Below are 26,116 nucleotides of genomic sequence, written 5' to 3'. Positions count from 1 at the left end.
TGACGTGACGTGACGTGATGCGGCACGGCGGGGCAGGGCGCTATACTGCGCGCTGCCCCGTTTTTTCATTGGCCGCCATGACCTCTCCGATGACCTTGCAGGATTACCTCGCGCTCACCGGCCCCGCGCCCGATGCGCGCATCCCCTACGGCAGCGCGCCGTCGCAATTCGTCGAACTGTTCCTGCCACCCGGGGATGGACCTTTCCCGGTAGCGGTGCTGGTCCACGGCGGGTGCTGGACCATGCAGTACGGCGGCATCACGCAGATGCACAGCATGGCCGGCGCGCTGGCCGCGCAGGGCATCGCGGTATGGAGCGTGGAATACCGCCGGCATGACGAGGAGGGGGGCGGCTATCCCGGCATGTACCAGGACGTGGCCACCGCCATCGACCTGCTGCGCGGCCAGCCGGCACTCGACGTGAAACGCATCGTGGCGGTCGGCCACTCGGCCGGCGGCCACCTGGCGCAATGGGCCGTGTCGCGCCACAGGCTGCCCCAATGGAGCCCGGCATGGGTGGCCGACCCTTTGCCGATTCCCGCCGTGGTCAGCCTGGGCGGGCTTGCCGACCTGCGGCTGCAGGCGTCGCTGATCCGTTCGAGCTGCGAACGCGAAACGGCGCAGCTGGCCGGCGAGCCGAGCGCCGCGCGGCCGGACGTGTTTGCCGATACGTCCCCGGCCGAGATGCTGCCGGCCGGTATCCGCACGGTGCTGGTGCACGGCGAACTCGATACCGTGTCGCCGCCGTCGGTGGCCGAAGCCTATGCCCACCGCGCCCGTGCCGCCGGCGACGCGGCCGAGGTGGTCGTGCTGCCGGGAGCGAGCCACTACGATGAAGTGGCGGCCTGCTCGCCCTGCTGGCCGCTCGTCGAACGCGCCATCCTGCAGGCGCTGCAAGCCCCCTGAAAAACTACGGCGCAATGCCGAACAGCTCCATCCGCATGCCTTTCATGCCGGTCGGCGCATAGATCGTGATCGCCTGCGCCTTCAGCATGTTGTCATACAGGTTGCCCTTCGCCGTGAGCGAGAAGTAGTAAGTGTTCGGCCGCACCGGCACCTCGCCGGGCACCTGCGCCATGTGCACCAGCTCCACGCCCGGCAGCGAGATGCCGATCAGGCGCTCCACGTCGTCCGGCGAACCGATCTTGAAGCGCAGCGGCACGGCCGCCACCAGTTCCAGTGCCGGCATGTCGGCACTCACCGCGAGGCAAAGTTCCGTGCGGCGTTCCACGCGCGCCGGATCGAGCACGCCGTGGTGGAGCGTGGTCTTCACCGGATCGGCCGACAGCGGCAGCATGAAGTAGCGCGAGGAAATCACCGTGTCGATCAGGTCGCGGATCATCATGTCGAGCCGCTGGAAGCCGGGGCCCGGATCGTCGTGCTGGTATGCCGGCAGGTCGGACAGCGCGTATTTCGGCGAGAACGTCATCAGGCCGCCGGCCAGCGCCGTCAGCTTGTCGAACACGTATTCCGGATGGTGCTGGCGATAGCGCGCGCAGTGCGTGAGGGGCGCCGCCGCCGTGCAGATCACGTTGAGCATCCAGAACGATGATGCATCGCCGGTGTGCACTTCGAACGCCTGGCGCCCGTTCAGGCGATGGCGCTCGTACAGCGCCGCGATCTTGGCGTTCAGTTTCGCCAGCAGGGCGTCGAGCATGCCGGGCAGGGCGGCAGCCGTGGCCAGCGTGACCGATGGCGGGATGAAGGTGGGGTCGAGTTCGAAGCCGCCGGTGGGCGAACGCTTGATGCGCACGACGGGGAAGGAAAGGTAGGCCGTCCGCGCCTCCGTGTGCGGTATCAACTTCAGGTTTTTGGTCAGGAACTCGACATCGAGCGACAGGTCGCTGGTGAACAGGTCGGCGATCTCGACGTCCTTGCGGATGTAGCGGCCGGACGATGCGAGATTGCCGCCGTGTTCATTCAGGTGCGGCAGCGCCGCGTAGAACGTGAAGACCTGTTCCTCGGCATCCAGCGCCGACAGGTCGACGGCAGGCGGCGCCGGATCCGAGATCGGCGCATCGAAGATCTCGCCATCCTGGAACAGCAGCGACAGCCCGTCGGCCATCAGCGTGCTGTTGCCGAGCATGTCCAGGTTCCACTCCGCCTTGCGCACGCCCCACAGCGATGGACTGATCGTCAGCGCCAGTTGCTGCAGGCGCGTCTCGTGGTACAGGTCCGCCCGCTGCATCTGCTGCGGACCGAAAGTGAGGCCTTCGCCCCACAGGACTTTCGAATGAATGCTCATGGTTCTCCTCTCGTAAGAATGGGTGAAGCATGAATGTTTCTGAGCGGCATTTCCTTGAGTCGGCGCAAATTGCCTGTTGGAAAGCTCAAGAATAATGAGCCTTCCCGCCACTACCTTGCCCGATCATGAAAGATGTCCTTCCCTACTTTGAACGCGAACTGGTGGTCATTCGCGGTTATGCCGCCGAATTTTGCGCCCGGTTTCCCCGCCTGGCCGACCGCCTGGGCATTGGCGACAGGGATTCGCAAGCCGAGCGGCTGATCCAGGCGCAGGCCCTGCTGGCGGCGCGCGTCGCGAAGCGGATCGACGACGGCTTTCCGCAATTCACGGAAGCCCTGCTGGACTCGCTGTTCCCCCATTACCTGCGGCGCTTTCCTTCTTGCGCGACGATCTGTTTTGCCTACCTGGAAAAGGAACTGGCGGAGCTGTCGAGCGTGCGGATCATCGAGCGGGGAACGGTCCTCGAATCCCAGCCCGTGCAAGGTACGCGGAGCAAGTTCCGCACGTCGACGGCCGTGAAGGTGGCGCCGCTCGCGATCGCCGGCGCGCGCTTCGAACCGCTGATCCAGGCGCCTTCGGGCACGCAGCTCCCGGCCGATGCGACCGCATCGCTGTCGATCACGATCGCTTCCGTTTCGCCCCGCCTGGCGGTGCCGCAGATAGCACTGGACACGCTGCGCGTGCTGGCCGACGGCGATCCATCGTTCTGCGCCGCCTTGCACGACACGTTGTTCATGCATGTCAGCGGGGTCTATGTCGAAGCGCCGGGCGGCAAGTGGCTGCCATTGCCGGCGATACCGCTGTCCCCGGCCGGCTGCGCGGAAGGCGAGGCGCTGATCCCGTTCGGCGACCGCTCGCACCGGGCGTGGCGGATATTGACGGAGTACTTCTGTTTTCCGGAGAAATTCCGCTTCTTCGACATCGACCTGGCTGCGCTGCGCACGCTGGTGCCAATGGATGCCCGGAGCGTCACCCTGCATCTTGCGTTGTCGCGCATGCCGGCGGACAGCAACGCGGCGCGCATGCTGCGCCTGCTGGAGCCGGCGAACCTGCGCCTGTTCTGCACCCCGGCCGTCAACCTGTTCAAGCATCCTGTCAGGCCGGTTGCCGTGACCGGCATGGCATCGGAGTACTCGCTGGTGGCGGACGCACCCCGCCCGCAAGCCTACGAGGTGTACTCCGTCGATGCCGTGCGCCAGCACGCGAAGAACGCCGAGCCGGTCGAATTCACGCCGCTGTACGCGAGGGGGCATGCCGCATCGGGGCGCGGCCGCCACTGGGTCTTGCGCCACGACGATGTGCTGGCCGCGATCAGCCCCGGCCACGAGAAGCGCCTGACGCTGGTGGACATCGATGCGGAAGCGTTGAAGGTGGAGCGCAGTTCGCTGTCCGTCGATGTCACCTGCACCAACCGCGACTTGCCACACCAGCTCGGGTACGGCGCCGCCACCGGCGACCTGGCGTTGCCTGGCACGGCGGGCGGTCCGGCCGTGCGCTTGCTGGCCAAGCCGAGCCTGACGCATCACTTCAAGGATGGGCAGAACCACTGGCGCCTGATCTCGCACCTGACGCTGAACCACCACGCGCTGGTGCCGGGAGGGCTAAGCAAATTCAAGGAGCTGCTCAAGCTGCACGACCTGCCCGCCACCCCGGTGACGCAGCGGATGATCGACGGCATCGTGAGCCTCGACCACGCGATCACCACGGCGTGGGTCAAGCACAAGCGGGGCTCCTCGCTGGTCAATGGCCTCGAAGTGCGCATCACGGTGGACGAGGAGGCATTCGTCGGCAGTGGCATCCACCTCTTTGCCCAGGTGATGGACCACTTCCTGGCCATGTACGTGCAGGCCAATCACTACGTGGAACTGGTGCTGCTGTCGCAGCGCGACCAAAAGGAGATCCTGCGATGCAAACGCCGCAGCGGCAACGCGAGCCCGGCCTGATCGGGCAATTGTTCGCCGAACCCTGGCGGTTCGGTTTCCTGCCCGCCGTGACGCAGGTGCTGCGCTGGTTCGCGCGTCGCGGCGTGCCGGCCGATGACGCACTGGTGAAATCGCTGCGCTTCGAGAACAGCATGTCGCTGGCATTCCCGGCCAGCGAGATCGAAGCGATACGCACGGAGGACCAGCCGGATGGTCCGCGTGTCGTGATGACGCCGACCTGCATCGGCCTGCTGGGCACCGCCGGCACGCTGCCCGTGCACGATACGGATCGCTTCGCCCGCGCCGCCACCACCGAAACGGGTACCCGTGCCTTCCTGGATTTCCTGTCGACGCGCATGGTGGGGCTGTTCTGGAAGTCGTGGGCCATGAACCGGCAGGAAGTGATGGCTGATACGCAGGGCCGGGATGCCTGGCGCGCGCGCCTGCAGGCGCTTGCCGGCAAGGAGGAGTCCGGCCTCGATACGGAGGCATGGTACGCCGGCCTGCTGCGGGTGCGCCCCGTCTCCGCGGCCACGCTGGAATGCATCCTCGCCGGCGAGCTGGGTCTGCCGGTGCGCGTCGACTCGATGGTGGGCTGCTGGCAGGTCGTCGACCCTGCACAGCGCACCATCCTGGGCGTAACGAAACCGAAGCTCGGCACCAGCACCATGGTCGGCCGGCGCCTGTGGCGGGTGGACCACCGGATCCGCATCGTCATCGGCCCGCTCAAGCGCGCGCAGTACGACTGGCTGCTGCCGCGCGGCGAGGGCGCAGTTTTGCTGTCCCGCTTGGTGGCGACCGTGATGGCACAGGCGCTGCTCGAATACGAGGTCTGCCTGCTGCCCGGCCCGGAATGCATCCGGCCGCTCGTGCTCTCGGCAAAGCCGGGCAAGCAGCTCCGACTGGGTTGGGACACCTTCATGCCGGACGCACCGGGCCGCAGCCGCCAGCGCGAAATCCGCTACCTGCTGAAACCGAAACTCTACGGAGACAATCCATGACCCTGTTACCGCCGGGTGCCCTGTCGCTCGACCGCCTGCAGCAGACGGGCCGCCTGCTGCGCTCCCATTTTCCGAACGGCGACGGGCCCGACGCCACCCTCGTGGTCAACACGCTGCATGCCGAGGAAGCGCTGTCGCGGGGCTTTCGCTTCGAGGTGGAACTGTTGTCGGACGATGTGTCGATCCCGCTCAAATCCATGGTCGGCCGGATGATGACGGTCTCGCTGGTGCGCGACAACGGCACCGAGCGTCACTTCAACGGCTATGTCACCGAGTTCCGCTTCCTGAAAACCGATGGTGGCTTCGTCTACTACCACGCGGTGCTCGAACCCTGGCTGGCGTTCGCGAAGCTGCGCGAGGACTGCGTGTCGTTCCTGGCCACCAGCGTGCTGGAGATGACCGAAAAGACCTTTGCCCACTACAAGGAGCATGACTGGAAACTGCGCATGCGGGGTGAAGACCCGAAGGTCACGTGCATGAACCAGTACAACGAGACCGACTACAACCACCTGCACCGCCGTTGGGAAGCGGCGGGACTGCACTACTGGTACGAGCATCGCGCCGACGGCCACACGCTCTGGCTGTCGGATGACAGCACCAACGCCGACGTGATCGACCCCTGTGGCACGCGCGATATCGAGCCGGGAACGATGCCGTATCGCGCGTATGCCGGCTCCGCCGAGGGCGACGGCATCCTGCAATGGCAAGCGGTGCGCCGCGTAGGCCCGGCCAGCGTGACCTTGGGCAGTTTCGACTACAAGAATCCGTTGCCGCAGGCCTTGATGTACGAGTCGATGAACCAGCAAGGCGACGTACCGTCCCATGGCGTCTACGAAAACCTGGGCGCCTACGGCTACCGCGACTGGAATGACGGCGAACCGCTGGCCAGGCGCCGGATGGAGGAATCGGACCGCACGGTGCAGTTCTTCGAGGCGGAAGGCAACGACCCCAGTGCCATGCCAGGCCGCAGCTTCGTGCTGGCCGATCATCACAGCGCTTCGATGAAGTGGCCGTTCCAGCAGTCGATGATCAGCGAGCCGATCGGCAACCGCGAGTACCTGGTCGTGGCGGTGTGCCATTCGGCGGCCAACAATCTGGATTCCGCCAAGCGCGAACCTTCGTACTACAGGAACTCGTTCACCTGCCTGCGTAAAACCACGCCGTGGCGCCCGGGGCGGGGCTTTCATAGCTCGCCACCACCCGCGCCGGGCGTGCAGACCGCGATCGTTACCGGTCCGCAGGGCGAAGAAATCCATACCGATGGGCTGGGGCGCATCACGATCCAGTTTAACTGGGACCGGCTGGGCAAGCGTGATGAATACAGTTCGGCGTGGGTGAGGGTGGCGATGCCGATGGCCGGCAAGCAGTTCGGGCAAATCGGGTTGCCGAGGGTGGGGCAGGAAGTTGTCGTGCAATTTTTGGGCGATAACCCGGATCGGCCGATTGTCACCGGCGTGGTTTACAACGCGGCGCATGGGGTGCCCTGGGAGTTGTCTTCGCAGCGGGCTTTATCCGGGTTGCGGTCGCGTGAGGTGGGGGATGTGCGGGGGAATCAGCTCGTGCTGGACGATACAAAGGGGGAGATTCAGGCGCAGTTGCGGAGTGATCATCTGGATAGTCAGTTGTCGTTGGGGCGGATACATCGGCTGGAGGAGCACGGCGGGCACAAGGAGCAACGCGGCGCGGGTTTTGAACTACGCACTGATGGTCATGGCGTAACACGTGCAGCCCAAGGCTTGTTGCTCACCACGGAAGCCGGACGCGGTGTCGCCGGTCCCATGAAAGCCATTGGGGAAACGACAGCACGGTTGACGAAGGCACACGAGCAACACGAAGCATTGGCGACATTGGCGGAACAGCGCGATGCTGCGAACACTGGCCAGTCCAATAGCGCACAGTCAATCGCGGCACAGATCGACGGCATCAAAAGTAGCGACGGCGACCTTTCCGAGCTTTCGGCACCCCATATGGTGCTCTCCAGTGCTGCCGGCATTGCTGCCACGGCCACCCAGTCGGTGCATCTAACAGGCGCCCAGCAAATCGCACTGACAGCTGGAGCCAACCTCTCGATAGCAGCACAGGGTGGATTTTTTGCCAGCGTTCGGCAAGGCGCGCGTCTGTTCGTACAAAAGCTGGGAATGAAATTGATCGCAGCGGCAGGCAAAGTGGAGATCCGTGCCGAGAGTGACGACATCGACTTGATCGCGGAAAAGGTAATGCGCGTGCTTAGTAAAACAGACTGGATCGAGCTGCGCGGCAGGAAAGGCCTGCGGCTGCATGGTGCCGGTTCGATGATCGAGATCGCAGACAAGATACAGGTCTATTCGCAATCGCCTGTCCAGTTCCACTGCAACCTGGAGACTCTCGGTCCGCAGAATCGACCGCAACCGGATCGAAGCGTGAAAAGCGAGGAGGATTCGTCTTCCGCGGCAAAGGACGAGCGGATCAAACTGCGGCCGCTTCTTCAGCCACATTCTGCATCCGGTACGCCATATGCAGAGACGCCGTATGTCATCTACAAGAATGGCGAGGAGATAAAGACCGGCCTCACCAACGACAAAGGTCAAATGGAGTTCGACCACGAGCCCGGAACCGAGAAGTACGAGGTCATGCTCGCCAATGGCGATCGCTTTGCTCTTCGTGTGGAAGATTTCGATCGAAATCCCGACTCCGATGACGAAAAACTGAAATCGAACGAGGGATACCGCGCCTTGAACGATACCGCTGACGGGCGCGAGCATAAATACTGATACCACTACAAGCCGGGAGACTTCGATTAGGAGCCTTCGAGGGGGACGAAATGAAGCATCAGGGAAAAGGCGTGATCCGGATTGGAGATCCTACGACGCACGGCGGCCGCGTATTGACGGCTGCATCAGGCACGGTGGTGTTGGGTAAGCCGGTCGCACTCGCTGGCGACATGGCGTCATGCCCGCAATGCAAGGGGACCTTTCCAATTAATTCCGGCAGCTCGGGTAATCAGCATAAGGGCAAGCAGTACGCATATGACGGGGACACAACCGTTTGTGGGGCCAAACTGATTTCGACCATCTGACGATTTGGAATCGCAACGATAGGTTTCTGGCCTTCACGATGTCTCGATATTGCCATCTTGGCTAGCTATACCAGCAACAGGTGCAACAACATGCCAGCGGGCCTATACATAAACATGCTCGCACCGTTGCGCTTCTATGGGCCGCTCGCGCCGATGGCGGTGAACGAGCCATAGCAGCGCAATACGGTCGTCAAATCTGTGAGCGGCCGAATACAGCTAAAGGGTCCTTTCGGCGAATAGTTGCGATCACTCAACGTCGAAATACATGTCCAATCTATAGTTTCCAAACGGAATTATTCAGAGAGAGGCACACATGAGCGATCCTACCAGGCGTACCGAAACAACTTATATCGACGAAAAAACCGGCACGGCGCGTTGCACTGTTCAATGGCTTCAAGAAAATTTGAACCGACATGGCGCTGTTACCCATCCCATATCGCACAACAACAAACTCACTTTCTTTATTTGCGGCGCCGAAGGTTTCGCGGACATCGCCGACCAGATAGCCAAGGCTGAGGACACGATCGACCTCATCTGCTGGGGATTCGATCCAGGAATGGAACTGAAGAGAACGGGTAGCCAGTGGCCACGCGGCGATACATACGGCGATCTCCTGATCGCTGCAGGAAAACGTAAAGTCAAAGTTCGCTTGCTGGTGTGGTATGACCCTATCGCCAAAGGGCCCGCCCACCCATACAACATGCCGGGCTACGGCCACGATACGGATTCCTGGTATGCCGGAGAACTCGAGGCCGACGAAATCGATTCCAAGAAAAGCGTAGCAATGCTGAAGTCATATATGGCCGAAGCAACGTCACCCATAGCAAAGCGCAGGCGCACTCCCGTATTGGCCTCGCTGCTGCCAAAGACAAAAGATGAAATCCCTCTATCCGCACGACGTCAATATTGCAGCTATTGGTACCAGGCCGCCTTCAAAGGCAATTTAAAAGGGATTTCCATCAGGACGCGAAAAGGTCGCCCCTTAGATGTCGCAGACAATCTCTCCCGTGCGACCAAAGGACAGCGCCATGGCGCAACGCCGTGGGGCGAGGAATATGCAGCCATGGTGGGAGGCGGTACCCACCACCAAAAACCAATCCTGATTGACTACGACTACAAAGACGGCGAAAAAGCCGTCGGTTATGTAATGGGTCTGAATTCGGTTACGGACTATTGGGACACCGCAGAGCACATACTGGAAGATCCACGTCGCGAAGAAGGTGGTGAGAAGGAGGCCAGCGAGAGCATTCAGCAATTCAAAGACGCCGGCTTCAAGACGTTGAAACCCATGCGTGACTATGCCTGCCGCATCGAGCGCGGCGGCACCCTGGTTAGCCTTTACAAGAATTTCACTGCTGCGTGGGAAGGCGACAGTTACAGCAAGGTCAAGGCACAGAGAGTAAAAGCATTGATGGATGTTCGCGATCTGGAGAACGGTCCGTCCCTGCTGCTCGGAAAACCCGCAAGCGGGGACTGTACTGCGCAAATCGTTCGTACTTCTGCGGAAGATCGCGACATCAGTATCCGCGACAGCTATTTCACCGCCACTGACAACGCCACGATGGGGGCCGGCTATATCTATGTCGAGAACCAGTACTTCCAGTACGAGGAATGGTCTCGGCGGCTGATCGAGACGCGCAAGAAAAGCTGTGCGCTATATAACAAGGCATGCGGTGCGGCTGGTAAAACACTACGCGATCTGGCGCCTATGCATGTATTCATCGTAACGCCGACGCCCGAGAGAGCGCAGATGATACCCCGTACGTATGACGCCGTGGCGACATTGGGACTGCATGGAGGGCTATATAAACAACAAGAATTGATCGATGGTGTTAACAACACGTCAAAGAAGGCACCATATGCAACAACACTTAAGATTAAGTCTGCAGTCACCCAGGAAGTAAATGTCGTGGAGCATGCAAACAGCATCGACAAACCGGACATGGCACGCCTCGAGCGGGATTACGGCATCCGGGCTTGCGTGGCGATGCTCTACGCATGCGGTGAAGAGGGCAGCCGATGGCGTTATCGGGAGATCTACATTCATTCGAAGTTAATGATCGTCGATGACCTGTTCCTGACATTGGGCAGTGCAAACTTGAATCACCGCAGCATGGCGGTCGATAGTGAAATCAATATTTCGTTGATAGATCCTGTGCACGCGGAGAAATTGCGCACGGATGTATGGGGTCAGTTGACGGGCGGTACCGCCAGTGGGGGACGAGGAAGCAAGGACGAAATAGTAGTTGCATTCGACAAATGGACCAAACTCATGCGTACGAACAAGGCGAGGGTATTAGCAAAAAAACAAAGCGTAGAAACAAAGGAACTGGTTGGGCACATCCTGCAGCTGGAGGATAAACGCAGCTCGATTATTCGATTGGGGTGAGCATGAAAACGCCTACTCATGTTCGGCTTTTTCTCACGATCATAACCGTCATATTTTTTTCTGCTTGTAAAGCAAAGGAGCCGCCAATGCAGACTCTTCCCCGCAATGAAGTACTAACACTTTTTCATCCGCACATGCCTGATTTCGCCTGCAAGATAGAAGCTACGGCCGTTCCGCCTATTGATTCCCAGGCGGATCAGTGGTTTCGCGAATCGCTTGCACTCGACAGTGCAGACATTTATACGGACGATAAAGACTATCGATCCATCGTCCGGTTGATGCAGCAGGCCGCCGAGCGGAGGCACTGGAAAGCCATGCTGAATTTGGCAAGTCTTTATATCGAACGACGAGATCCATCTCGTGGTGCCGAGGACGCGGTAAAACTCGTTGAGGAAGCCATGCGCCTAGGAATACCAGCGGCCTATGACAGGATGGGTACTTATTACCTGAACGGAACGGGTGTGCCTGCGAATTCGACAAAGGCATACGCATTTATGCAGAAGGCAGCACAAATGGGTAACGGAGGCTCAATGCACTTCCTTGCGGAGAAGATGCGGGCTGGCACGGATGGCGCACTACCCGGGTATTGGTCAAATATCCCTGTCGCCATCAAGATGTTTGAATGCGCGCTGTCACAAGGCTACGGGCCGGCAGGAGAATATCTTGAATTGCTTTACGCAAATCCTGGGTATGCAGAGCCAACGGAAAAAAACAAAGCTCGTGCATTAAAAGCGCTTCACGAGGGGGCTAAATTTGGTTGTCACGAGTGCGCAATTGAATTATTTGTCGAGTTCAGCGATCCCATCGATCTGGCGTATTCACCAGCCCCTTATATTGATCCGGCACGTGCCAAGCGCTACCAGACGATTGGTCATGCCTTGCGGTTCGACCCATCCGACCGGTTTCCGAATTTGGACAAGGTGCTCCCTCTGCCACCAGCAGCACTACCGCCCTGGAACGGCGACCGCGACACTTTGCTCTATGCGGCACGTGGCGTGACTCTGGCTCCGAGCAAACTGCCAACCTCGTCACCAACATCGCAGGCAATGGGCCGGCACTTCCTTGATGCCGCGTACGCTCTGCGACCCACCGGCGAAACCGCGACGGGAAAAGCTCCGTTTGAAGGTTACTGGAAGCCACTGGCACCCGCGCAATCTGAGCAGGTTCAAAAACACATCGCTGCGATACAACCCGGTTTGTACAAGAAGGGTGAAAACTTCCCAACGATCCGCCTGCCAGACGATCATCGTTCAATCCAGGGCGTCACATGGGAGTACTACATCACGATCCCCCATGACCATGGCGCCATCGCGCCTCGCGCACCGAAGGGCATGACGCGTGAAATGCCGTACTTGGCGCCACTCCGCAGTACGGCGGCCGACGAGACCTGTCCTGTCAGCGGCATCTGGCAACCGTGGCTGAAAAGCGGGCATCCGCTTCAAGCGCTGATCAATCAACCTTCGCGACAATCGTGGATTGTCAAAGGACGGCCTTTTCCACATCCCGAGCGCGATTGGCATTTGCCGATCGCTGAACAGGACGTGTCATGGCATATGTTGGATGATTCCGGACCAGAGGGACTGGATGTGGACATCAAGTGAATCGCGGGCCTTCGTTTCCTGGCTTTCTCGGACACCAGAAGGCCAACCATAAAGGTGCTGTATGCGCGCGACGGCGACATGACGCAATATGGCGCGAAGCTGATCGCATCCCTCTGAACGTTAGCAAACCTGCTGGCCCGTGCAAGCCCAACGGACCGGCAGCTAAATCACTTTAATACTCGTCATACTTCCGCGAATCACCTTTCACGACAGCAGCTGGATACTTCTCCCCATTCAGCCGTACCTTCTCCAACGCCGCCGCCCGCAAATCCACTCCAGTAGCATCAGCCAACTGCACCAGATACAGCAGCACGTCCGCGAGCTCGTGCCGAATCCCTTCCAGCTTGCGCTCATCGAGCTCGTCAGGCGAACCGGTACGCAGCCATTGAAAATGCTCCGCCAGCTCCGCCACCTCGACCGACAAAGCCATGGCCAGGTTCTTCGGCGTATGAAACTGTTCCCAATCCCGCTCCGCCGCGAACGCCCGCGTAAGCTCGCGCAGCTCGCTCAACGTGTCGAGAGAGGGAGTAGGAAGGGAAGAACTCACGCCAATTCCTTCTGCATGAATACGGACAGCGGATCCTCCGGATAATCCCCGAAAGCCCCGCGATGCCGGTACCCCATGCGTTCATACAAGGCCAGGGCTTCCGGCATCGTCGGCCCCGTCTCCAGCATGAACACGGAGCACCCGCGCGCAGCAGCCGCTTCTTCAAGTGTGGAAATCAACCGCCGCGCCAAGCCCTTCCCACGCGCGGCAGGCCGCACATACATCCGCTTGATCTCGCCATATTCCGGTGTCACCACGACAGCCGCGCAACCCAGCGCCGAGCCGGAGGAAGGATCGCGCGCCACGGCAAACACCACGTTCGGCGCGAGTAAAGAAGCAATGTCCAGCGCATACACATTCTCGGGCGGATAGAGCGAATACAGGTAATCATCCAGTTCGGCGATCAGCGCGTGCACGTCCGGCTGGTCCGGCGTTTCAAAGGTGACTTGCATGGATTAATTCGGCAGTGTTTTGAAGGAAACGGTGATGTTATCATTCCCGCGCCGCCCGATCGGTGGTCGACTGGGCGCACGACATCTCACAAGGATAATGATGAAACCGCTTCTATCAAAAGCTGTCGCCTTGACGTTGGGTTCGACCCTTCTTGGTTCTTCCCTGCTGCTGGCGGCGCCTTCCGTGCTGGCTGCCGGCGCGCCGCGCGCCGAAAAAGAATGGCTGTCGCAAGCCGACGCCGAAGCCCGTTCCGCACGCGTCTCGAACGTCGCCTACCGGCTCGACTTCACGCTCACGGGCAAGGAAACCTTTGCCAACACGACCACGCTGGATTTCGATCTCAAGGATGCTTCGGCGCCGCTGACGATCGACTTGAACAAGGCTACCGTCAAATCGCTGACCGTCAACGGCAAGACCGTCACGCCGCAATACAACAACTGGTTTATTACCATTGCGGCGAGCGACCTGAAAAAGGGCCGCAATACCGTCGTGGTCAGCTTCGAACGCCTGCACAGCACCAATGGCGAGGGTTTGCACCGCATGGTCGATCCCGTCGATGGTCGCGTTTATACCTATTCGCATTTCGAGCCCGCCGCCGCGCAGCAGATGTTCGCGCTGTTCGACCAGCCGGACCTGAAGGCCACCTACCAGGTCAACGTGACCGCGCCGGCGGACTGGGTGGTCGTGTCCACCACGCGCGAATCGAAAGTGGAGGATGCCCAAGGCGCCAAGCGCTGGACGTTCCCCGTGTCGAAGAAGCTGTCGCCGTATAACTTCTCGCTGCATGCCGGCCCTTACAAGATTTGGGAAGATGGCAGCGCCAAATATCCGATGCGCCTGTTCGCGCGCCAGTCCGTCGCCGCGCAGGTGGATCCGAAGGACTGGTTCACGTTCACGAAGCAGGGCCTGGCGTTCTTCGACGAGTACTTCGGCATCCCGTACCAGTTCGAAAAATACGACCAGCTGCTGGTGCCGGACTTCCTGTACGGCGCCATGGAAAACGCTGGCGCGATCACGTTCGCCGAGGGCCGTTTCCTCCACAAGGACAAGATGACGACGGACCAGCGCCATTCGCTGGCGTCCGTGATCATGCACGAGATGGCGCACCAGTGGTTCGGCGATCTCGTCACCATGAAATGGTGGAATGGCCTGTGGCTGAACGAAAGTTTCGCATCGTTCATGGGCACGCTGGGCACCGCCGAATCCACGGAGTTCAAGAACGCCTGGCAGTACTTCTACGCGCACGGCAAGACGGCCGCCTATCGGCAGGACCAGTCGCTCGGCACGCACCCGATCGAGGTGCCGGTGGCCACCACGGCGAATGCGTTCGACAACATCGACGCGATCACCTATTCGAAGGGCGCGTCCACGCTGAAGCAGCTGCGTCATTTGCTGGGCGAGGAAACGTTCCGGCGCGGCGTGCACAACTACCTCGTCAAGTACCAGTTCCAGAATGCGAAGCTGGACGACTTCATCGGCAGCCTGGGCGAGGCGGCGGGCCGCGACCTGTCGCAGTGGACGCAGGACTGGCTGTACCAGCCCGGCGTGAACACGGTCACCGCGAACTACACCTGCAAGGGCGGCAAGATCGATGCCTTCAGCCTGGCGCAGACGGCGCCGGGCGAGCATCCGGTGCTGCGCGAGCAGCGCGTGCAGGTGGCGCTGTTCCGCAGCCAGGGCAAGGCGCTGAACCTGGACCGCAAGCTCGCCGTCACGTACAAGGGCGCCAGCACGCCGGTGCCGGAACTGCAGGGCGCGGCATGCCCGGATCTCGTCTATCCGAATTACGAAGACTGGGGCTATGCCAAGGTCAAGCTGGATACGCGTTCGTTCGGCACCGCGCGCACGAGCGTCAGCAAGGTAGAGGAGCCGCTGCTGCGCGGCATGCTGTGGCAAAGCATGTGGGATGGCGTGCGCGATGGCGAACTGCCGCTCAACGACTTCATGCAGACTGCCCTGAACAACGCGCCGCGTGAAACCGACTATGCGCTGCTCGGCAATGTGCTCGACAAGGTGCGCGCCGGCGTCGGCTACCTGCAGAAGATGGCACCGGATGCCGCCTACACCGGCAAGACGGTGCAGGCGCTGGAGACGATGGCATGGCAGGGCATCGGCGGGGGCAAGGATGAAAACTTCCGCCGCCGCTGGCTTGGCGCCTACGTGGAATTCGCCGGCAGCAAGCAGGCACTGGACCGCCTTGCGGGCCTGCTGCAAAACCGCGGCGTGCCGAACGGCGTGACGATCAACCAGGATGTGCGCTGGGCGATCGTCCAGCAGCTCTCCGAGCGGAACTATCCGGGCGCGGACAAACTGCTGGCAGCGGAAGCAGCGCGCGACAAGTCCGATTCCGGCCAGGCCGCCGCGCTGGCCGCGCAGGTGGCGCGCCCCGATCCGGCGGTGAAGGCGGAGTGGCTGTCGAAGATCGCCGACCTGCGCACGGACTTGCCGTTCTCGCGCATCCGCACGGTGATGGAAAACCTGTACCCGGCCGCGCAAGCCACGCTCAGCGAGCAAAGCGCCGCGCAGCGCCTCACGCAGTTGCCGGAGCTGGACAAGGCCGCCGGCCCTGTCTACATGCGCAGCTTCGGCGCATCGATGATCCCGGCCACGTGCACGCCGCAAAGCGTGCAGCGCCTGGGTGACGCGGCCGCGCAGTACAAGGACCTGGCCGCCGGCACCCGCCGCGCGCTGCTGGAAACGCAGCAGGAAGATGCGCGCTGCGTGGCCATCCGCAAGGCGATGACGGTGCCGCTCGGTTAAGGGCACACGCTTCGTGAAAACGCCGGCGCAAGCCGGCGTTTTTACTGGCTGAACCTGCCGTATGGATCGACGCAACTGTCCTGGCAAGTCAAAAAACCGGTGTCTGTCACCGCTTTTCGAGAAATATTCCAGATTAACTGGTGTCTGTCACCGGTTTTTCGGGCGCGCTACAATGCCGCCTTCACCGGAGCCCCCCATGACCTACGAAGAATACCTGGACGAAGTGACAACGCTCATCTTCGAGAAATACGATATCCCCGAGAACGATGCCGTCAAGATCGTGATGGCCGCGCAGGACAAGGAATTCTTTGTGCCGCACGATAAAAGCGCCAAGCTGCGCAATGTCGACCAGGCGCACAAGGATGCCAAGACGCTGTTCGAAGCCGCCGGCACCAAGCCCGCAGCGAAACCTGCAGCCAAGCCCGCCGCCAAGGCCCCGGCGAAGCCACAGAAATAAAGCAGCAGTACAGGCCTGTCAGCCGGCCGCGGCCCGCCAGCCGGCCAGGCCGTTGATCGCATCCTCCTTCGACTTCGCCTCTATCTCGATCCACGGCGCGCGCGCATAGGCCGACGGCATCGTGGTGATCAGGTCCGAATGCTGCCGGTCGTTGAACGACGCGCGGCCGTTCGAGATATGCACCAGCTGGTGTTCGGGCACGGCCCAGGTGGTCCGCGCCTTGTCCAGCATTTCGCCCACGCTCGGGTGCTCGTAGCTGTCGAGCTTTTCATGCACGATGTGGTGGTGGGCGTCGAACACCATCGGCACGCCGGTGCGCAGGCAGATGTCGTGGATCTCGCTGGCGCTGTACGCGTACTCGTCGTTTTCCAGGCCCAGGCGGCAGCGGATCGTATCGGGCAGGCGGGCGATGTTCGCCACCAGCGTGTCGTCGCGGTCGGATTTGCCGCCGTGGATTTCCAGCAGCGCCCATGGCGTGCGCGGCTGTGCCAGCAAGTCCATGATGTCCGCATGCATCTGCAGGATCTTGATGCTGTTTTCCACCACGCTGGCCGAATCGGAACTGAGCACCACGAACTGGTCGGGGTGCATCACGAGCCGGATGCCCCGTTCCAGGGCTCGCGCGCCCGTGCGCCCCAGCGTGGCCGCGAACGGCGCCAGCACTTCGCGGCCGATGTCCTCGTCCGAAAACGGGAACAATGAAGAGGGCATGCGGTACAGCCTGATGTTTTCCTGCTCGCAGTAGCGCAGCGCGTTGTCCAGGACCTGGATATTGCTGCGGTACAGGTCGTCGAGCAGCTTGCGCTGGCCGTCGAGGGAATGTTCCAGCAGCCGCTTGCGCGTGACGGTACGGTAACGCACGGCGTTCGAGACGGTGATGCACACGAGGCCCAGGTGTGGAGGCATGGCCGGAATAGGGAAGGTGACGGAAGTCCCGGATTCTAGCCCGGCCTCCGGGCCGCGGGGCGCCGCGCAGCGGGTAACGTGCGAGAAACGTGCGAGAAACGCGTGACAATCCATGGTCAAATGCCTGTCGTGTGCAAACTGGAGGATTTCATCATGGCAGACGATTTCAAGGCGGGCGACAAGGTGCAATGGCATTCATCGCAAGGCACCGTGCATGGAACCATCAAGAAGAAACTCACTTCGCCCACCGACATCAAGGGCCACCACGTGGCCGCGTCGAAGGACAACCCCGAGTATCTCGTCGTCAGCGACAAAACCGGGGCCGAGGCGGCGCATAAAGGCAGCGCGCTGAAGAAAGCCTGAAAAAGTGTGGACGCGGCGGCCGATTTTTGCGACCAGACGGGCGGTTCTTGTGTAAGGTGATGCTTATCGATCACGAGGCACACCACGGAACATGACCACCGAAGCGCCGCTCTACAAAAACCACGCACTGCTGCTGACGCAGAGCTTCTTCATCAAGGACAACAAGGCCGAGCTGCTGCTGCATGCGCATAAATACGATTTCGACATCGCTTTCTTCAGTGAAGTGAGCGATTTCGCGCAGGCCGTCGAGGCCAGCGGCGACAACAGCCTGTTCGTGATCGATCTCGATGCACTGCATAACATGCAGGCCGATATGCAGTCCTCCCGCAAGACGCTGCTGCTGGGCGAATTGCTGGCGCGGCTGCCGGGTGGCCACAGCTATGTCTACCTGCAGTCGGCACGCCAGGGTGGGCGCTTCCTGCTGCAGCAGCGCCTCGTGGACAGCGACTGCCTGGCCTATGCGGAAAAGCCGATCGCCAACGACGTGCTGGTCGACAAGCTGTTCAACCTGTTCGTGCAAAAGAAGCGCGGCGACCTGGTGCGCCTCATGTTCCTGGGCGACGCAACGCACCTGGACGAGGCGGCGCTGCTGGCACAGCGCGTGGAGCTGATCCGCTACGACGATCCCCATACGCTGCACCTGCGCGTGAAGGAACTCCAGCCGGACATGGTGATGATCTTCGAGACGGAATACGAACGCACGGAAGCGATCGTGCGCGTGCTGAAGAAGAACATCGAGGCCGATCCGGTGCGCGAGATCATGATGCTGCAGCGAAGGATCGACGTGGACCTGACCCGCAACGCGCTGGCCAGCGGCTTCGACGGCATCATTCCGCTGATCAGCCGCGACCTGCTGACGACGCAGCTGGTCAACCGCGCCAACAAGATCCGCGTCAGCAAGGACCTGATCGGCAAGGACCGCGCCACGGGCCTGCTGAACAAGGTGGGCCTGCAAAAGAAGACGCAGGAGCTGATCTGCAACGCCGGCCGGGAAGGGCGCCCGCTGGCGCTCGGCGTCGTCGACATCGACAAATTCAAGACCATCAACGACACGTGGGGCCACTACTTCGGCGATATCGTCATCAAGCGGCTGTCGCTCGCATTGTCGTCGCACGTGGGCGAACACGATTTGCTGAGCCGCTTCGGCGGCGAGGAATTCGTCGTGGTGTTCTGGGACTGTTCGCTCGAAGAGGGCGCACGCAGGCTCGATGCGATGCGCCAGGCGTTCGGCGCGATCCCGTTCGAGGTCACGCCCGGCACGGTGCGCCACTTCTCGTTCAGCGGCGGGGTGGCGGCCTATCCGCAATACAAGACGGGCAACGAACTGTTCCTGCGCGCCGATGCCATGCTGTATGAAGCCAAACAGGCCGGGCGCAACCAGATCCGCACTTAGCCACCAACACAAGCCACATGACTGCGTTGCATTCGTCTCGCCGTACTAAAGTACTGTCTTCGACGATGCGCCTTGTCCTGCGGCCTGTGTTGGCGGCTACTGGAGGTTACTAACCTTCCACGAAGATCGCCCGGAAGTCGTTGACGTTGGTGAGCGTGGGGCCGCACACCACCGCATCGTCCAGCGCGCCGAAAAAGCCGTGACCATCGTTGTTGGCCAGGCTGTCGCGCGGGCGGATACCCAGTTGCCGGGCGCGGTCCAGTGTTGCCGGGCCGGCATAGGCGCCGGCGATCTCCTCCTGTCCGTCCACGCCGTCGGTATCGCAGGCCATCGCATGCACGCCTTCGAGCCCGTTCAGGGCCACCGCGAGCGACAGCAGGAATTCAACGTTACGCCCGCCGCGGCCGGTGCCGCGCACCGTTACCGTGGTTTCGCCGCCGGACAGCAGGATGCACGGCGGCGCGAACGGCTGGCCGCGCGCGGCCACCTGCCGCGTGATCCCCGCCAGCACGATGCCCACTTCGCGCGCCTCGCCTTCGATGCCGTCGCCCAGGATATGCGCCGGCACCCCCGCATCGGCGGCCACCGCGGCGGCGGCTTCCAGTGCCATCTGCGGCGTGGCGATGAAGCGGATCTCGTTGCCAGCCAGGCGCGGATCGCCCGGTTTCACGGATTCGCCCCGGCCGCTTTCCAGTACGGCGCGCACGTGGGGCGGCACGTCGATGCCGTGGCGGTGCAGCACGGCCAGCGCGTCCTCGCAGGTGGTCGCATCGGCGCAGGTCGGGCCGCTGGCGATGTCGACCGGGTCGTCCCCCGGCACGTCGGAAATGAGCAGCGTGAGCACGCGCGCCGGGTGGCATGCCGCCGCCAGCCGGCCGCCCTTGATGCCCGAGAGGTGGCGCCGCACGCAGTTCATCTCGCTGATCGTGGCGCCGCTGGCCAGCAGCGCGCTGTTCAGGCGCTGCTTGTCTGCCAGCGTGAGCCCTTCGGCCGGCAGCGGCAGCAGCGAGGAGCCGCCACCCGAGATCAGGCAGATCACCAGGTCGTCGGCGGTGAGATCCGCCACGAAGTCCAGCATGCGCCGTGCGGCGCCAAGCCCTGCCTCATCCGGTACGGGGTGCGCCGCTTCCACGATCTCGATGCGCTCGCACGGCACGGCATAGCCGTAGCGCGTGACGACCAGGCCGGTGAGCGCGCCCTGCCAGTGCCGCTCCAGCACACGCGCCATCTCGGCGGACGCCTTGCCCGCGCCGATCACCAGCGTGCGTCCGCGTGGCGGTGGCGGCAGGTGCGGCGGCAGGCAAAGCGCCGGCTGCGCCGCCGCCACCGCCGCATCGAACATCGCGCGCAGCAACACGCGAGGGTGTCCTGTCGATGGCGCCCGCGTCATTCTTTTACCGTGTCGCCGATCTGGAAATTGGCCATCGTTTCCAGCGCGCGCACCAGCGCCGAATGGTCCCAGGCCTTGCCGCCGTGGGCAGCGCAGGTGCTGAACAGCTGTTGCGCCGTGGCGGTGTTGGGCAGCGCGAGGCCCAGCTGGCGTGCGCTGGACAGCGCCAGGTTCAGGTCCTTCTGGTGCAGCTCGATGCGGAAGCCCGGATCGAACGTGCGCTTGACCATCCGGTCGCCATGCACTTCCAGCACGCGGGAGGCGGCAAAGCCGCCCATCAGCGCCTCGCGCACCTTGCCGGCATCGGCACCCATGCGCGACGCGAACAGCAGCGCCTCGCCCACCGCCTCGATGTTCAGCGCCACGATGATCTGGTTGGCCACCTTGGTGGTCTGGCCGTCGCCATTGCCGCCCACCAGCGTGATGTTCTTGCCCATCAGTTCGAACAACGGTTTAACCCTGGAAAATGCTTCAGGCGTGCCGCCCACCATGATCGTCAGGCTGCCAGCGCGCGCACCCACTTCGCCGCCCGACACTGGCGCATCGAGGTAGTCGCAGTCGAGGGCATTGATGCGGGCCGCGAACTGCTTCGTTTCGATCGGCGAGATCGAGCTCATGTCGACCACCACCTTGCCGGCCGACAGGCCCTGGGCCACGCCGTTCTCGTCGAACAGCACGGCAGCTACGTGCGGCGTATCCGGCACCATCACGATCACGATCTCGGCCTGCTCGGCCACTTCGCGGCCCGAGCCGCGCAACTGCGCGCCGGCTTCCAGCAGTTCGGCTGGGATCGGCTTTACGTCGTGCACGAACAGCTCATGGCCGCCGCGCAGCAGGTGGCCCGCCATCGGCGTGCCCATGATTCCCAGGCCAATGAATCCGATTTTGCTCATGGTTCTCTTCCTTCGTATTGAAATGTTCGGCAAAAATTGTCAGGCAACGTTCTTGAACTTGGCAGCCAGCTGCTCGGCGCCGCGCGCCAGCAAGCCCGTGTCGCTGCCCACGGCGATGAAATCCACGCCCTGTGCGATCCAGCGGCGCGCCAGCTTCTCGTCGGATGCCAGGATGCCGGCCGGTACGCCGGTGGCGCGGATGCGGGCCAGCGCGTCGTCGATCGCGGCCACCACGTCCGGATGGCCGATCTGGCCGATATGGCCCATGCTGGCCGCCAGGTCGCCGGGGCCGATGAAGATGCCGTCCACGCCGTCCACCGCGGCGATGGCTTCGATATTGGCCAGCGCGGTGGGTGTTTCCACCTGCAGCAGCACGCACAACTGTTCTTCGCAGGCGTGCGGGTAGTCCTTGATGCGGCCAAAGTCCGAGGCGCGGGCCGCGGCGGCATAGCCGCGCACGCCCAGCGGAGGGTAGCGGGTGGCCGCCACGGCATTGCGCGCTTCGTCCGCGTTTTCCACGAACGGGATCAGGAGCGTCTGCGCGCCGATGTCGAGCAGGCGCTTGATGACCACCGTGTCGTTCCACGTGGGGCGCACGATCGGATGCGTGGCGCCGCGCGTGATTGCCTGCAATTGCGAGTGCACCATGGGCAATTCGTTGGGCGAATGCTCGGTATCGATCAACAGCCAGTCGAAGCCGGCATTGGCCAGCACCTCGACAGTCACGTGACTCGACAGGCCGGACCACAGGCCCAGTTGCATCTGGCGATTGCGCAGCGCCTGCTTGAACGGGTTGATGGGGACATTCATGTTTATCTCCATAAATTGTTGTATGACATCATACGACTATCATGCAATTCGATTGCCGCAGTGAGTCCTCTATAAGACATAAGATACTTAAGAAACAAAGACTAACGAATTTTTTAGCTATCGGTGCTGATGTATAAATGCAATACCGACCACAAGATATCATGTATTTGTACGACGTCATACAACTTATTTTTTCGATAATTTGATTTGTCGCAATGTCCGGGTCTGCTTTTTATGTCTTAAGATCCGCTTCACGAAGCCGCCGCAGAGTAGGCACTTTCGGCATACTCGCAACGCTTTTCCTACTTCCTGCCCGGTCCATCATGCGCATCCTGCTGGTCGAAGACGATACTTCCCTTGGCGACACCATCCAGGCATGGCTGCGCATGGACCAGCACGCCGTCGACTGGGTCCAGCGCGGCGATTCGGCGCAAACGGCGCTGATGACGCACCGCTACGATTGCGTGCTGCTCGACCGCGGCCTGCCGGGCCTGACCGGCGATGCGCTGCTGGCAAGCCTGCGCGCTGCCGGTAACCGTGTGCCGGTTATCCTGATCACCGCTTTCAACGCGCTGGCCGACCGGGTGGAAGGGCTGGACCTGGGGGCCGACGATTACCTCGTCAAGCCGTTCGAACTGGAGGAGATGTCGGCCCGCATCCGTGCCGCGGTGCGCCGCGGCGCGGACCAGGTCAGCAACGCGCTGGTCCACGGCGACATCGCGCTGAACCTCGACAGCCGGCAAGCCACGCTGGCGGGTCAGCCGGTCGCGCTCACGGCGCGCGAATACCACGTGCTGTATGCGCTGCTGCTGCGCAAGAACAGCATCGTCACTCGCGCGCAGATCGAGGAAACGCTGTATGGCTGGGGCGACGAAGTGGAAAGCAACGCGATCGAGGTCTACATCCACAACCTGCGCAAGAAGCTGGGCAGCGACAGCATCGTGACCGTGCGGGGCCTCGGCTATCGCCTGAAGAACGATGGCGGCTGACGCCCCGCAACCGTGGTCGCTGCGGCGGCGCCTGCTGGCGGCGATCGTCGCGGCCAGCACCGTGCTGTGGCTGGCCAGCCTGGGCATCGTCACCGTGATCGCCTGGCAGGAAACCAACGACGTGTTCGACGATGCGCTGGAGGAATCCGGCTACATGCTGATGGCCGCCACGACCGACTGGGACGAGCGCGGCCTGCTGGTGCAGGCGCGGGCGGGCAGCGCGCAGGACCGCAAGGTGGACATGCAGTACCAGGTCATCGTTGCCGGCCGCGTGATCCAGCGCACCGGCGGCGCGCCGGCACAGCCATTCGTGGCCGCCTTCGACGACGACGACGGCTTTGCCGACGTCGAGCTGGCGGAACGCCGCTGGCGGGTGTTCGTGGTGCGCGATGCGGCCCGCAATGTCGAGGTGCAGGTGGGGCAGAAGCATTCCAAGCGTTACGACATCCTGGAAGAACTGGCCGACCACCTGTGGCTGCCCGTGCTGGGGTTCCTGGCACTGCTGGCACTGGTGTGCTGGCTGCTCACGGGCCGCGTGCTGCAGCCGTTGCGGCGCACCGCCTCGGCCATCGCGGCCAAGACGCCGGACGACCTGGCGCAGGTGCCGCTCGCCGGCCAGCCGCGCGAACTGTTGCCGATCGTGCAGGCGCTGAACGGCGTGCTGGCGCGGCTGGACGCGGCGTTGCAGGCCGAACGCCGCTTCACGGCCGATGCCGCGCACGAACTGCGCACGCCGCTCGCTGGCCTGCACATGCACGTGCAACTGCTGCAGCGCCAGCACCCCGGCCTCGCCGTTCCGTTTCGCAAGCTGCGCGACGATATCGGCCGCGTGACGGCGCTGGTGGACAGCCTGCTCGCGCTGGCCCGCATGGATCCGCTATCGCGCGAACAGCTGGTGCGCGAGCGCGTGGCGCTGGCGCCGCTGCTGGAACGGGTGCGCGCCACGCATGCGCAGGCAGCGCAACGGCGCAATATCGCGCTCACCGTGCGCTGCGAGCTGGAGGCGCTGGAGGCGAACCCGCAAATGATCGAGATCGCGCTGCGCAACCTGGTCGACAACGCGCTGCGCTATTGCCCGGACGGCAGCCGGATCGAAGTCGATGCCTCCGGTGCCGGCGGGCATGCGCGCGTGACCGTCCGCGACGATGGCCCGGGCGTCGACGAAGCCAGCCGCCAGCGCCTGTCGGAACGCTTTTTCCGCGTGCTGGGGCAAGGGCAGGGCGGCAGCGGCCTGGGGCTGTCGATCGTGCGGCGGATCGCCGAGCTGCATGGCGGTTCGCTGGCATTCGGGCCAGGCCTGGATGGGCGCGGCTTGGGTGCGACGCTGGATTTGCCGGCATCTTAAGATTCGGTTCATGTCCGCCCGGTGTAATGCGTCCATGCCCGCCGCGAACGGCGGCTCCATCAACCAATCGGAGGATCCACCATGAAACGCTTCATCCAACTCTCCTGCATGACCGCCGTCCTGGCTGCATCCGCTGTTGCCGTCGCCCAGACGGGCGGCTATTCCGGTCCGTCCGCCGCCGCGGCGCCGGCCACGACCGCCAAGGCTGCGCCGGGCGGCTATACCGGCCCGTCGAACGTGCCGCTGATGACGGCGAAGGACTTGCTCGCCAACGGCAAGGACGACCAGAAAGCGCGCCTGAAAGGCAAGCTGCTGAGCCACAAGGGCGACGAGGAATACGAGTTCGCCGACGCCAGCGGCAAGATCACCGTGGAAATCGACGACAAGCGCTTCCCGGCCGGCGTGAAGGTCGACCACACCACCGAGGTGGAACTGTACGGCGAGTTCGACAAGGACCTGATCGGCGAATCGAAGTTCGATGTCGACCAGATGAAGGTCGTCGGCAAGTAAGCGCCGGCAAATTAGCCGCCATGCCCCTGCCCGGCACGGGCGGGGGCGCCGACCCGGTATCATTCCAGGAAAGGCCGCACCGGTGCGGCCACGCTACCGGAGATACCCATGGTGATCGTCACCCACAACGGCAAATTCCACGCGGACGACGCGTGGGCCACCGCCGTCCTCTTTGTCCTGTTCCCGGATTCGGAACTGATCCGCACGCGCGACCCGGCCGTCATCGAGGCGGCCGATTTCGCGGTCGACGTCGGCGGCATCTGGCACCCGGCCACCGGCCGCTTCGACCACCACCAGAAAGGCTTCGACGGTGCCCGGCAGAGCGGCGTGCCGTATGCGAGCGCGGGCCTGGTATGGCGCGAATACGGCGCCCGTTGCGTGAGCGCGCTGGCAAGTGCCCACATGGGGCATCGCCTGCCGGACGATACGGCGCGCGAGATCGCCTACGCGATCGATGCCGACATCGTGCAGTACCTCGACCTGTCCGATGTGGGCGCGGCAAAGAACGCGCCGGGTGGTTACGGGCTCTCGGCGGTGATCTCCGGTTTCAATCCCAACTGGCTCGACGAACAAAGGCTGGGCTACGATGGCGCGGCCGATACCTATCGGCTGGAGCAGTTCCGGCGCGCGATGGCCCTGTTGACCGATATCCTCGTCAACGCCGTCAAGTACCGCGTCGGCGCCTTGCTCGCACTGGACCAGGTGCGCGATTCGGAAGTGCTGCAAAACGGCCGGCTGCTTTTCCTGCGCAACAGCGCGCTGCCCTGGACCCAGGTGGTGCGCAAGGAAATGCCGAAGGTGCTATTCGTCCTCAGCCACAGCATCGCCGAAAACCGCTACATGCTGCACACCGTGCCGGTCAGCCCGGAAAACTTCACGGCGCGGGCCGACCTGCCGGCTTCGTGGGCGGGGCTGCGCGATGCCGAGCTGGCGACCGTCACCGGCGTGCCCGATGCCACGTTCTGCCATAACGGCCGCTTCATCGCCGCCGCCAGGTCGTTCGAAGGGGCGCATGCGATGGCGCTGCTGGCACTGGAGGCGGTCGATGGCGGCGGCCGATAGGGCTGTCGCCCCGGCCGCTGGAACAC

The 26,116-nt window shown here is 62.8% G+C and carries 22 protein-coding genes; 15 read left to right on the top strand and 7 right to left on the bottom strand.

Translation table 11 applies throughout. The features are described 5' to 3' along the window. Positions 1-77 precede the first annotated feature (77 nt). Entirely contained in the window at positions 78-905 is an 828-nt protein-coding gene (locus tag ACY65G_RS16815; RefSeq protein WP_464998470.1) for an alpha/beta hydrolase family protein, read from the top strand. A gap of 4 nt (positions 906-909) precedes the next feature. On the opposite strand, the gene tssK is transcribed toward ACY65G_RS16815, so the two are convergent. Then, positions 910-2,244 carry a type VI secretion system baseplate subunit TssK gene (gene tssK, locus ACY65G_RS16810; protein WP_464998469.1) on the bottom strand — a complete coding sequence of 445 codons (1,335 nt, stop codon included), beginning with the start codon at positions 2,242-2,244 and terminating at the stop codon, positions 910-912. 125 nt (positions 2,245-2,369) lie between these two features. Here tssK and tssF point away from each other — a divergent pair, with 125 nt between their 5' ends. The 6 genes from tssF to ACY65G_RS16780 all read left to right on the top strand — a co-directional run bounded on the left by tssF (position 2,370) and on the right by ACY65G_RS16780 (position 12,212). Continuing rightward, on the top strand, positions 2,370-4,187 hold the full coding sequence (tssF, locus tag ACY65G_RS16805) for a type VI secretion system baseplate subunit TssF (RefSeq protein ID WP_464998468.1): 1,818 nt from the start codon (positions 2,370-2,372) through the stop codon (positions 4,185-4,187). Further along, the gene (gene tssG / locus ACY65G_RS16800; RefSeq protein ID WP_464998467.1) at positions 4,151-5,167 is read left to right on the top strand and encodes a type VI secretion system baseplate subunit TssG; all 1,017 of its coding nucleotides are present in this window, start codon (positions 4,151-4,153) and stop codon (positions 5,165-5,167) included. The genes tssF and tssG overlap by 37 nt, the downstream gene beginning before the upstream one ends. After that, entirely contained in the window at positions 5,164-7,917 is a 2,754-nt protein-coding gene (locus tag ACY65G_RS16795; protein WP_464998466.1) for a type VI secretion system Vgr family protein, read from the top strand. The genes tssG and ACY65G_RS16795 overlap by 4 nt, the downstream gene beginning before the upstream one ends. Before the next feature lie 50 nt (positions 7,918-7,967). Further along, positions 7,968-8,222: a PAAR domain-containing protein gene (locus ACY65G_RS16790; RefSeq protein ID WP_464998465.1), complete on the top strand. Its 255-nt coding sequence runs from the start codon at positions 7,968-7,970 to the stop codon at positions 8,220-8,222. 313 nt (positions 8,223-8,535) lie between these two features. Further along, the gene (locus ACY65G_RS16785) at positions 8,536-10,611 is read left to right on the top strand and encodes a phospholipase D-like domain-containing protein (protein ID WP_464998464.1); all 2,076 of its coding nucleotides are present in this window, start codon (positions 8,536-8,538) and stop codon (positions 10,609-10,611) included. A 2-nt stretch (positions 10,612-10,613) separates the two neighbouring features. Then, a complete protein-coding gene (locus tag ACY65G_RS16780; RefSeq protein ID WP_464998463.1) occupies positions 10,614-12,212 on the top strand; it encodes a tetratricopeptide repeat protein in 1,599 nt (532 codons plus the stop codon). Between the two features lie 172 nt (positions 12,213-12,384). On the opposite strand, the gene ACY65G_RS16775 is transcribed toward ACY65G_RS16780, so the two are convergent. Together ACY65G_RS16775 and ACY65G_RS16770 are read right to left on the bottom strand one after the other, a co-directional pair. After that, the gene (locus ACY65G_RS16775; protein WP_464998462.1) at positions 12,385-12,759 is read right to left on the bottom strand and encodes a nucleotide pyrophosphohydrolase; all 375 of its coding nucleotides are present in this window, start codon (positions 12,757-12,759) and stop codon (positions 12,385-12,387) included. Further along, on the bottom strand, positions 12,756-13,211 hold the full coding sequence (locus ACY65G_RS16770) for a GNAT family N-acetyltransferase (RefSeq protein WP_130186342.1): 456 nt from the start codon (positions 13,209-13,211) through the stop codon (positions 12,756-12,758). Before ACY65G_RS16770 ends, ACY65G_RS16775 begins: the two co-directional genes overlap by 4 nt. A 130-nt stretch (positions 13,212-13,341) precedes the next feature. Between ACY65G_RS16770 and pepN the strand changes: the two genes are divergently transcribed. Beyond that, on the top strand, positions 13,342-15,972 hold the full coding sequence (gene pepN / locus ACY65G_RS16765) for an aminopeptidase N (RefSeq protein ID WP_464998461.1): 2,631 nt from the start codon (positions 13,342-13,344) through the stop codon (positions 15,970-15,972). A gap of 196 nt (positions 15,973-16,168) precedes the next feature. After that, the gene (locus ACY65G_RS16760) at positions 16,169-16,429 is read left to right on the top strand and encodes a hypothetical protein (RefSeq protein ID WP_464998460.1); all 261 of its coding nucleotides are present in this window, start codon (positions 16,169-16,171) and stop codon (positions 16,427-16,429) included. 18 nt (positions 16,430-16,447) lie between these two features. Here the strand turns inward: ACY65G_RS16760 and uvsE are convergent, their stop codons facing one another. Next, on the bottom strand, positions 16,448-17,335 hold the full coding sequence (gene uvsE, locus ACY65G_RS16755; RefSeq protein WP_464998459.1) for a UV DNA damage repair endonuclease UvsE: 888 nt from the start codon (positions 17,333-17,335) through the stop codon (positions 16,448-16,450). A gap of 153 nt (positions 17,336-17,488) precedes the next feature. On the opposite strand from uvsE, the gene ACY65G_RS16750 reads away from it, so the two are divergent. Continuing rightward, positions 17,489-17,698, top strand: a complete 210-nt coding sequence (locus ACY65G_RS16750) for a hypervirulence associated TUDOR domain-containing protein (protein ID WP_464998458.1) — start codon at positions 17,489-17,491, stop codon at positions 17,696-17,698. A 91-nt stretch (positions 17,699-17,789) separates the two neighbouring features. Further along, positions 17,790-19,091, top strand: coding sequence for a GGDEF domain-containing protein (locus tag ACY65G_RS16745; RefSeq protein ID WP_464998457.1), 1,302 nt, complete (start codon positions 17,790-17,792; stop codon positions 19,089-19,091). Positions 19,092-19,200: 109 nt separating this feature from the next. Here ACY65G_RS16745 and ACY65G_RS16740 read toward each other — a convergent pair whose 3' ends face one another. The 3 genes from ACY65G_RS16740 to ACY65G_RS16730 are packed head-to-tail and all read right to left on the bottom strand — an operon-like array spanning position 19,201 to position 22,184. After that, entirely contained in the window at positions 19,201-20,481 is a 1,281-nt protein-coding gene (locus ACY65G_RS16740; protein ID WP_464998456.1) for a glycerate kinase type-2 family protein, read from the bottom strand. Further along, positions 20,478-21,374, bottom strand: coding sequence for a 2-hydroxy-3-oxopropionate reductase (glxR, locus tag ACY65G_RS16735; RefSeq protein WP_464998455.1), 897 nt, complete (start codon positions 21,372-21,374; stop codon positions 20,478-20,480). The genes ACY65G_RS16740 and glxR overlap by 4 nt, the downstream gene beginning before the upstream one ends. Before the next feature lie 39 nt (positions 21,375-21,413). After that, on the bottom strand, positions 21,414-22,184 hold the full coding sequence (locus tag ACY65G_RS16730; protein ID WP_464998454.1) for an aldolase/citrate lyase family protein: 771 nt from the start codon (positions 22,182-22,184) through the stop codon (positions 21,414-21,416). A 323-nt stretch (positions 22,185-22,507) separates the two neighbouring features. Between ACY65G_RS16730 and ACY65G_RS16725 the strand changes: the two genes are divergently transcribed. From ACY65G_RS16725 to ACY65G_RS16710, 4 genes are all read left to right on the top strand, one after another. Next, positions 22,508-23,173 carry a response regulator gene (locus ACY65G_RS16725; protein ID WP_464998453.1) on the top strand — a complete coding sequence of 222 codons (666 nt, stop codon included), beginning with the start codon at positions 22,508-22,510 and terminating at the stop codon, positions 23,171-23,173. Further along, complete coding sequence (locus tag ACY65G_RS16720) at positions 23,163-24,518, top strand: ATP-binding protein (protein WP_464998452.1); 1,356 nt, start codon at positions 23,163-23,165, stop codon at positions 24,516-24,518. The genes ACY65G_RS16725 and ACY65G_RS16720 overlap by 11 nt, the downstream gene beginning before the upstream one ends. Before the next feature lie 81 nt (positions 24,519-24,599). Then, positions 24,600-25,028: a YgiW/YdeI family stress tolerance OB fold protein gene (locus tag ACY65G_RS16715; RefSeq protein WP_464998451.1), complete on the top strand. Its 429-nt coding sequence runs from the start codon at positions 24,600-24,602 to the stop codon at positions 25,026-25,028. 108 nt (positions 25,029-25,136) lie between these two features. Beyond that, positions 25,137-26,090, top strand: coding sequence for an MYG1 family protein (locus tag ACY65G_RS16710; protein ID WP_464998450.1), 954 nt, complete (start codon positions 25,137-25,139; stop codon positions 26,088-26,090). Positions 26,091-26,116: the final 26 nt, after the last annotated feature.

It is taken from the genome of Pseudoduganella sp. jia 12 (assembly GCF_055502675.1).
The sequence above is the reverse complement of the archived record's forward strand: the minus strand, read 5'-3'. Positions and strand labels throughout refer to the sequence as shown.

What these genes read in the sequence shown, in the direction of transcription:
- uvsE (WP_464998459.1), bottom strand. Translation starts at nt 17,335, where the DNA reads ATGCCTCCACACCTGGGCCTCGTGTGCATCACCGTCTCGAACGCCGTG.
- tssK (WP_464998469.1), bottom strand. Translation starts at nt 2,244, where the DNA reads ATGAGCATTCATTCGAAAGTCCTGTGGGGCGAAGGCCTCACTTTCGGT.
- ACY65G_RS16815 (WP_464998470.1), top strand. Translation starts at nt 78, where the DNA reads ATGACCTCTCCGATGACCTTGCAGGATTACCTCGCGCTCACCGGCCCC.
- ACY65G_RS16750 (WP_464998458.1), top strand. Translation starts at nt 17,489, where the DNA reads ATGGCAGACGATTTCAAGGCGGGCGACAAGGTGCAATGGCATTCATCG.
- ACY65G_RS16740 (WP_464998456.1), bottom strand. Translation starts at nt 20,481, where the DNA reads ATGACGCGGGCGCCATCGACAGGACACCCTCGCGTGTTGCTGCGCGCG.
- tssG (WP_464998467.1), top strand. Translation starts at nt 4,151, where the DNA reads ATGCAAACGCCGCAGCGGCAACGCGAGCCCGGCCTGATCGGGCAATTG.
- ACY65G_RS16715 (WP_464998451.1), top strand. Translation starts at nt 24,600, where the DNA reads ATGAAACGCTTCATCCAACTCTCCTGCATGACCGCCGTCCTGGCTGCA.
- ACY65G_RS16780 (WP_464998463.1), top strand. Translation starts at nt 10,614, where the DNA reads ATGAAAACGCCTACTCATGTTCGGCTTTTTCTCACGATCATAACCGTC.
- ACY65G_RS16770 (WP_130186342.1), bottom strand. Translation starts at nt 13,211, where the DNA reads ATGCAAGTCACCTTTGAAACGCCGGACCAGCCGGACGTGCACGCGCTG.
- ACY65G_RS16760 (WP_464998460.1), top strand. Translation starts at nt 16,169, where the DNA reads ATGACCTACGAAGAATACCTGGACGAAGTGACAACGCTCATCTTCGAG.
- ACY65G_RS16785 (WP_464998464.1), top strand. Translation starts at nt 8,536, where the DNA reads ATGAGCGATCCTACCAGGCGTACCGAAACAACTTATATCGACGAAAAA.
- ACY65G_RS16745 (WP_464998457.1), top strand. Translation starts at nt 17,790, where the DNA reads ATGACCACCGAAGCGCCGCTCTACAAAAACCACGCACTGCTGCTGACG.
- ACY65G_RS16790 (WP_464998465.1), top strand. Translation starts at nt 7,968, where the DNA reads ATGAAGCATCAGGGAAAAGGCGTGATCCGGATTGGAGATCCTACGACG.
- ACY65G_RS16720 (WP_464998452.1), top strand. Translation starts at nt 23,163, where the DNA reads ATGGCGGCTGACGCCCCGCAACCGTGGTCGCTGCGGCGGCGCCTGCTG.
- ACY65G_RS16730 (WP_464998454.1), bottom strand. Translation starts at nt 22,184, where the DNA reads ATGAATGTCCCCATCAACCCGTTCAAGCAGGCGCTGCGCAATCGCCAG.
- ACY65G_RS16710 (WP_464998450.1), top strand. Translation starts at nt 25,137, where the DNA reads ATGGTGATCGTCACCCACAACGGCAAATTCCACGCGGACGACGCGTGG.
- ACY65G_RS16725 (WP_464998453.1), top strand. Translation starts at nt 22,508, where the DNA reads ATGCGCATCCTGCTGGTCGAAGACGATACTTCCCTTGGCGACACCATC.
- glxR (WP_464998455.1), bottom strand. Translation starts at nt 21,374, where the DNA reads ATGAGCAAAATCGGATTCATTGGCCTGGGAATCATGGGCACGCCGATG.
- tssF (WP_464998468.1), top strand. Translation starts at nt 2,370, where the DNA reads ATGAAAGATGTCCTTCCCTACTTTGAACGCGAACTGGTGGTCATTCGC.
- ACY65G_RS16795 (WP_464998466.1), top strand. Translation starts at nt 5,164, where the DNA reads ATGACCCTGTTACCGCCGGGTGCCCTGTCGCTCGACCGCCTGCAGCAG.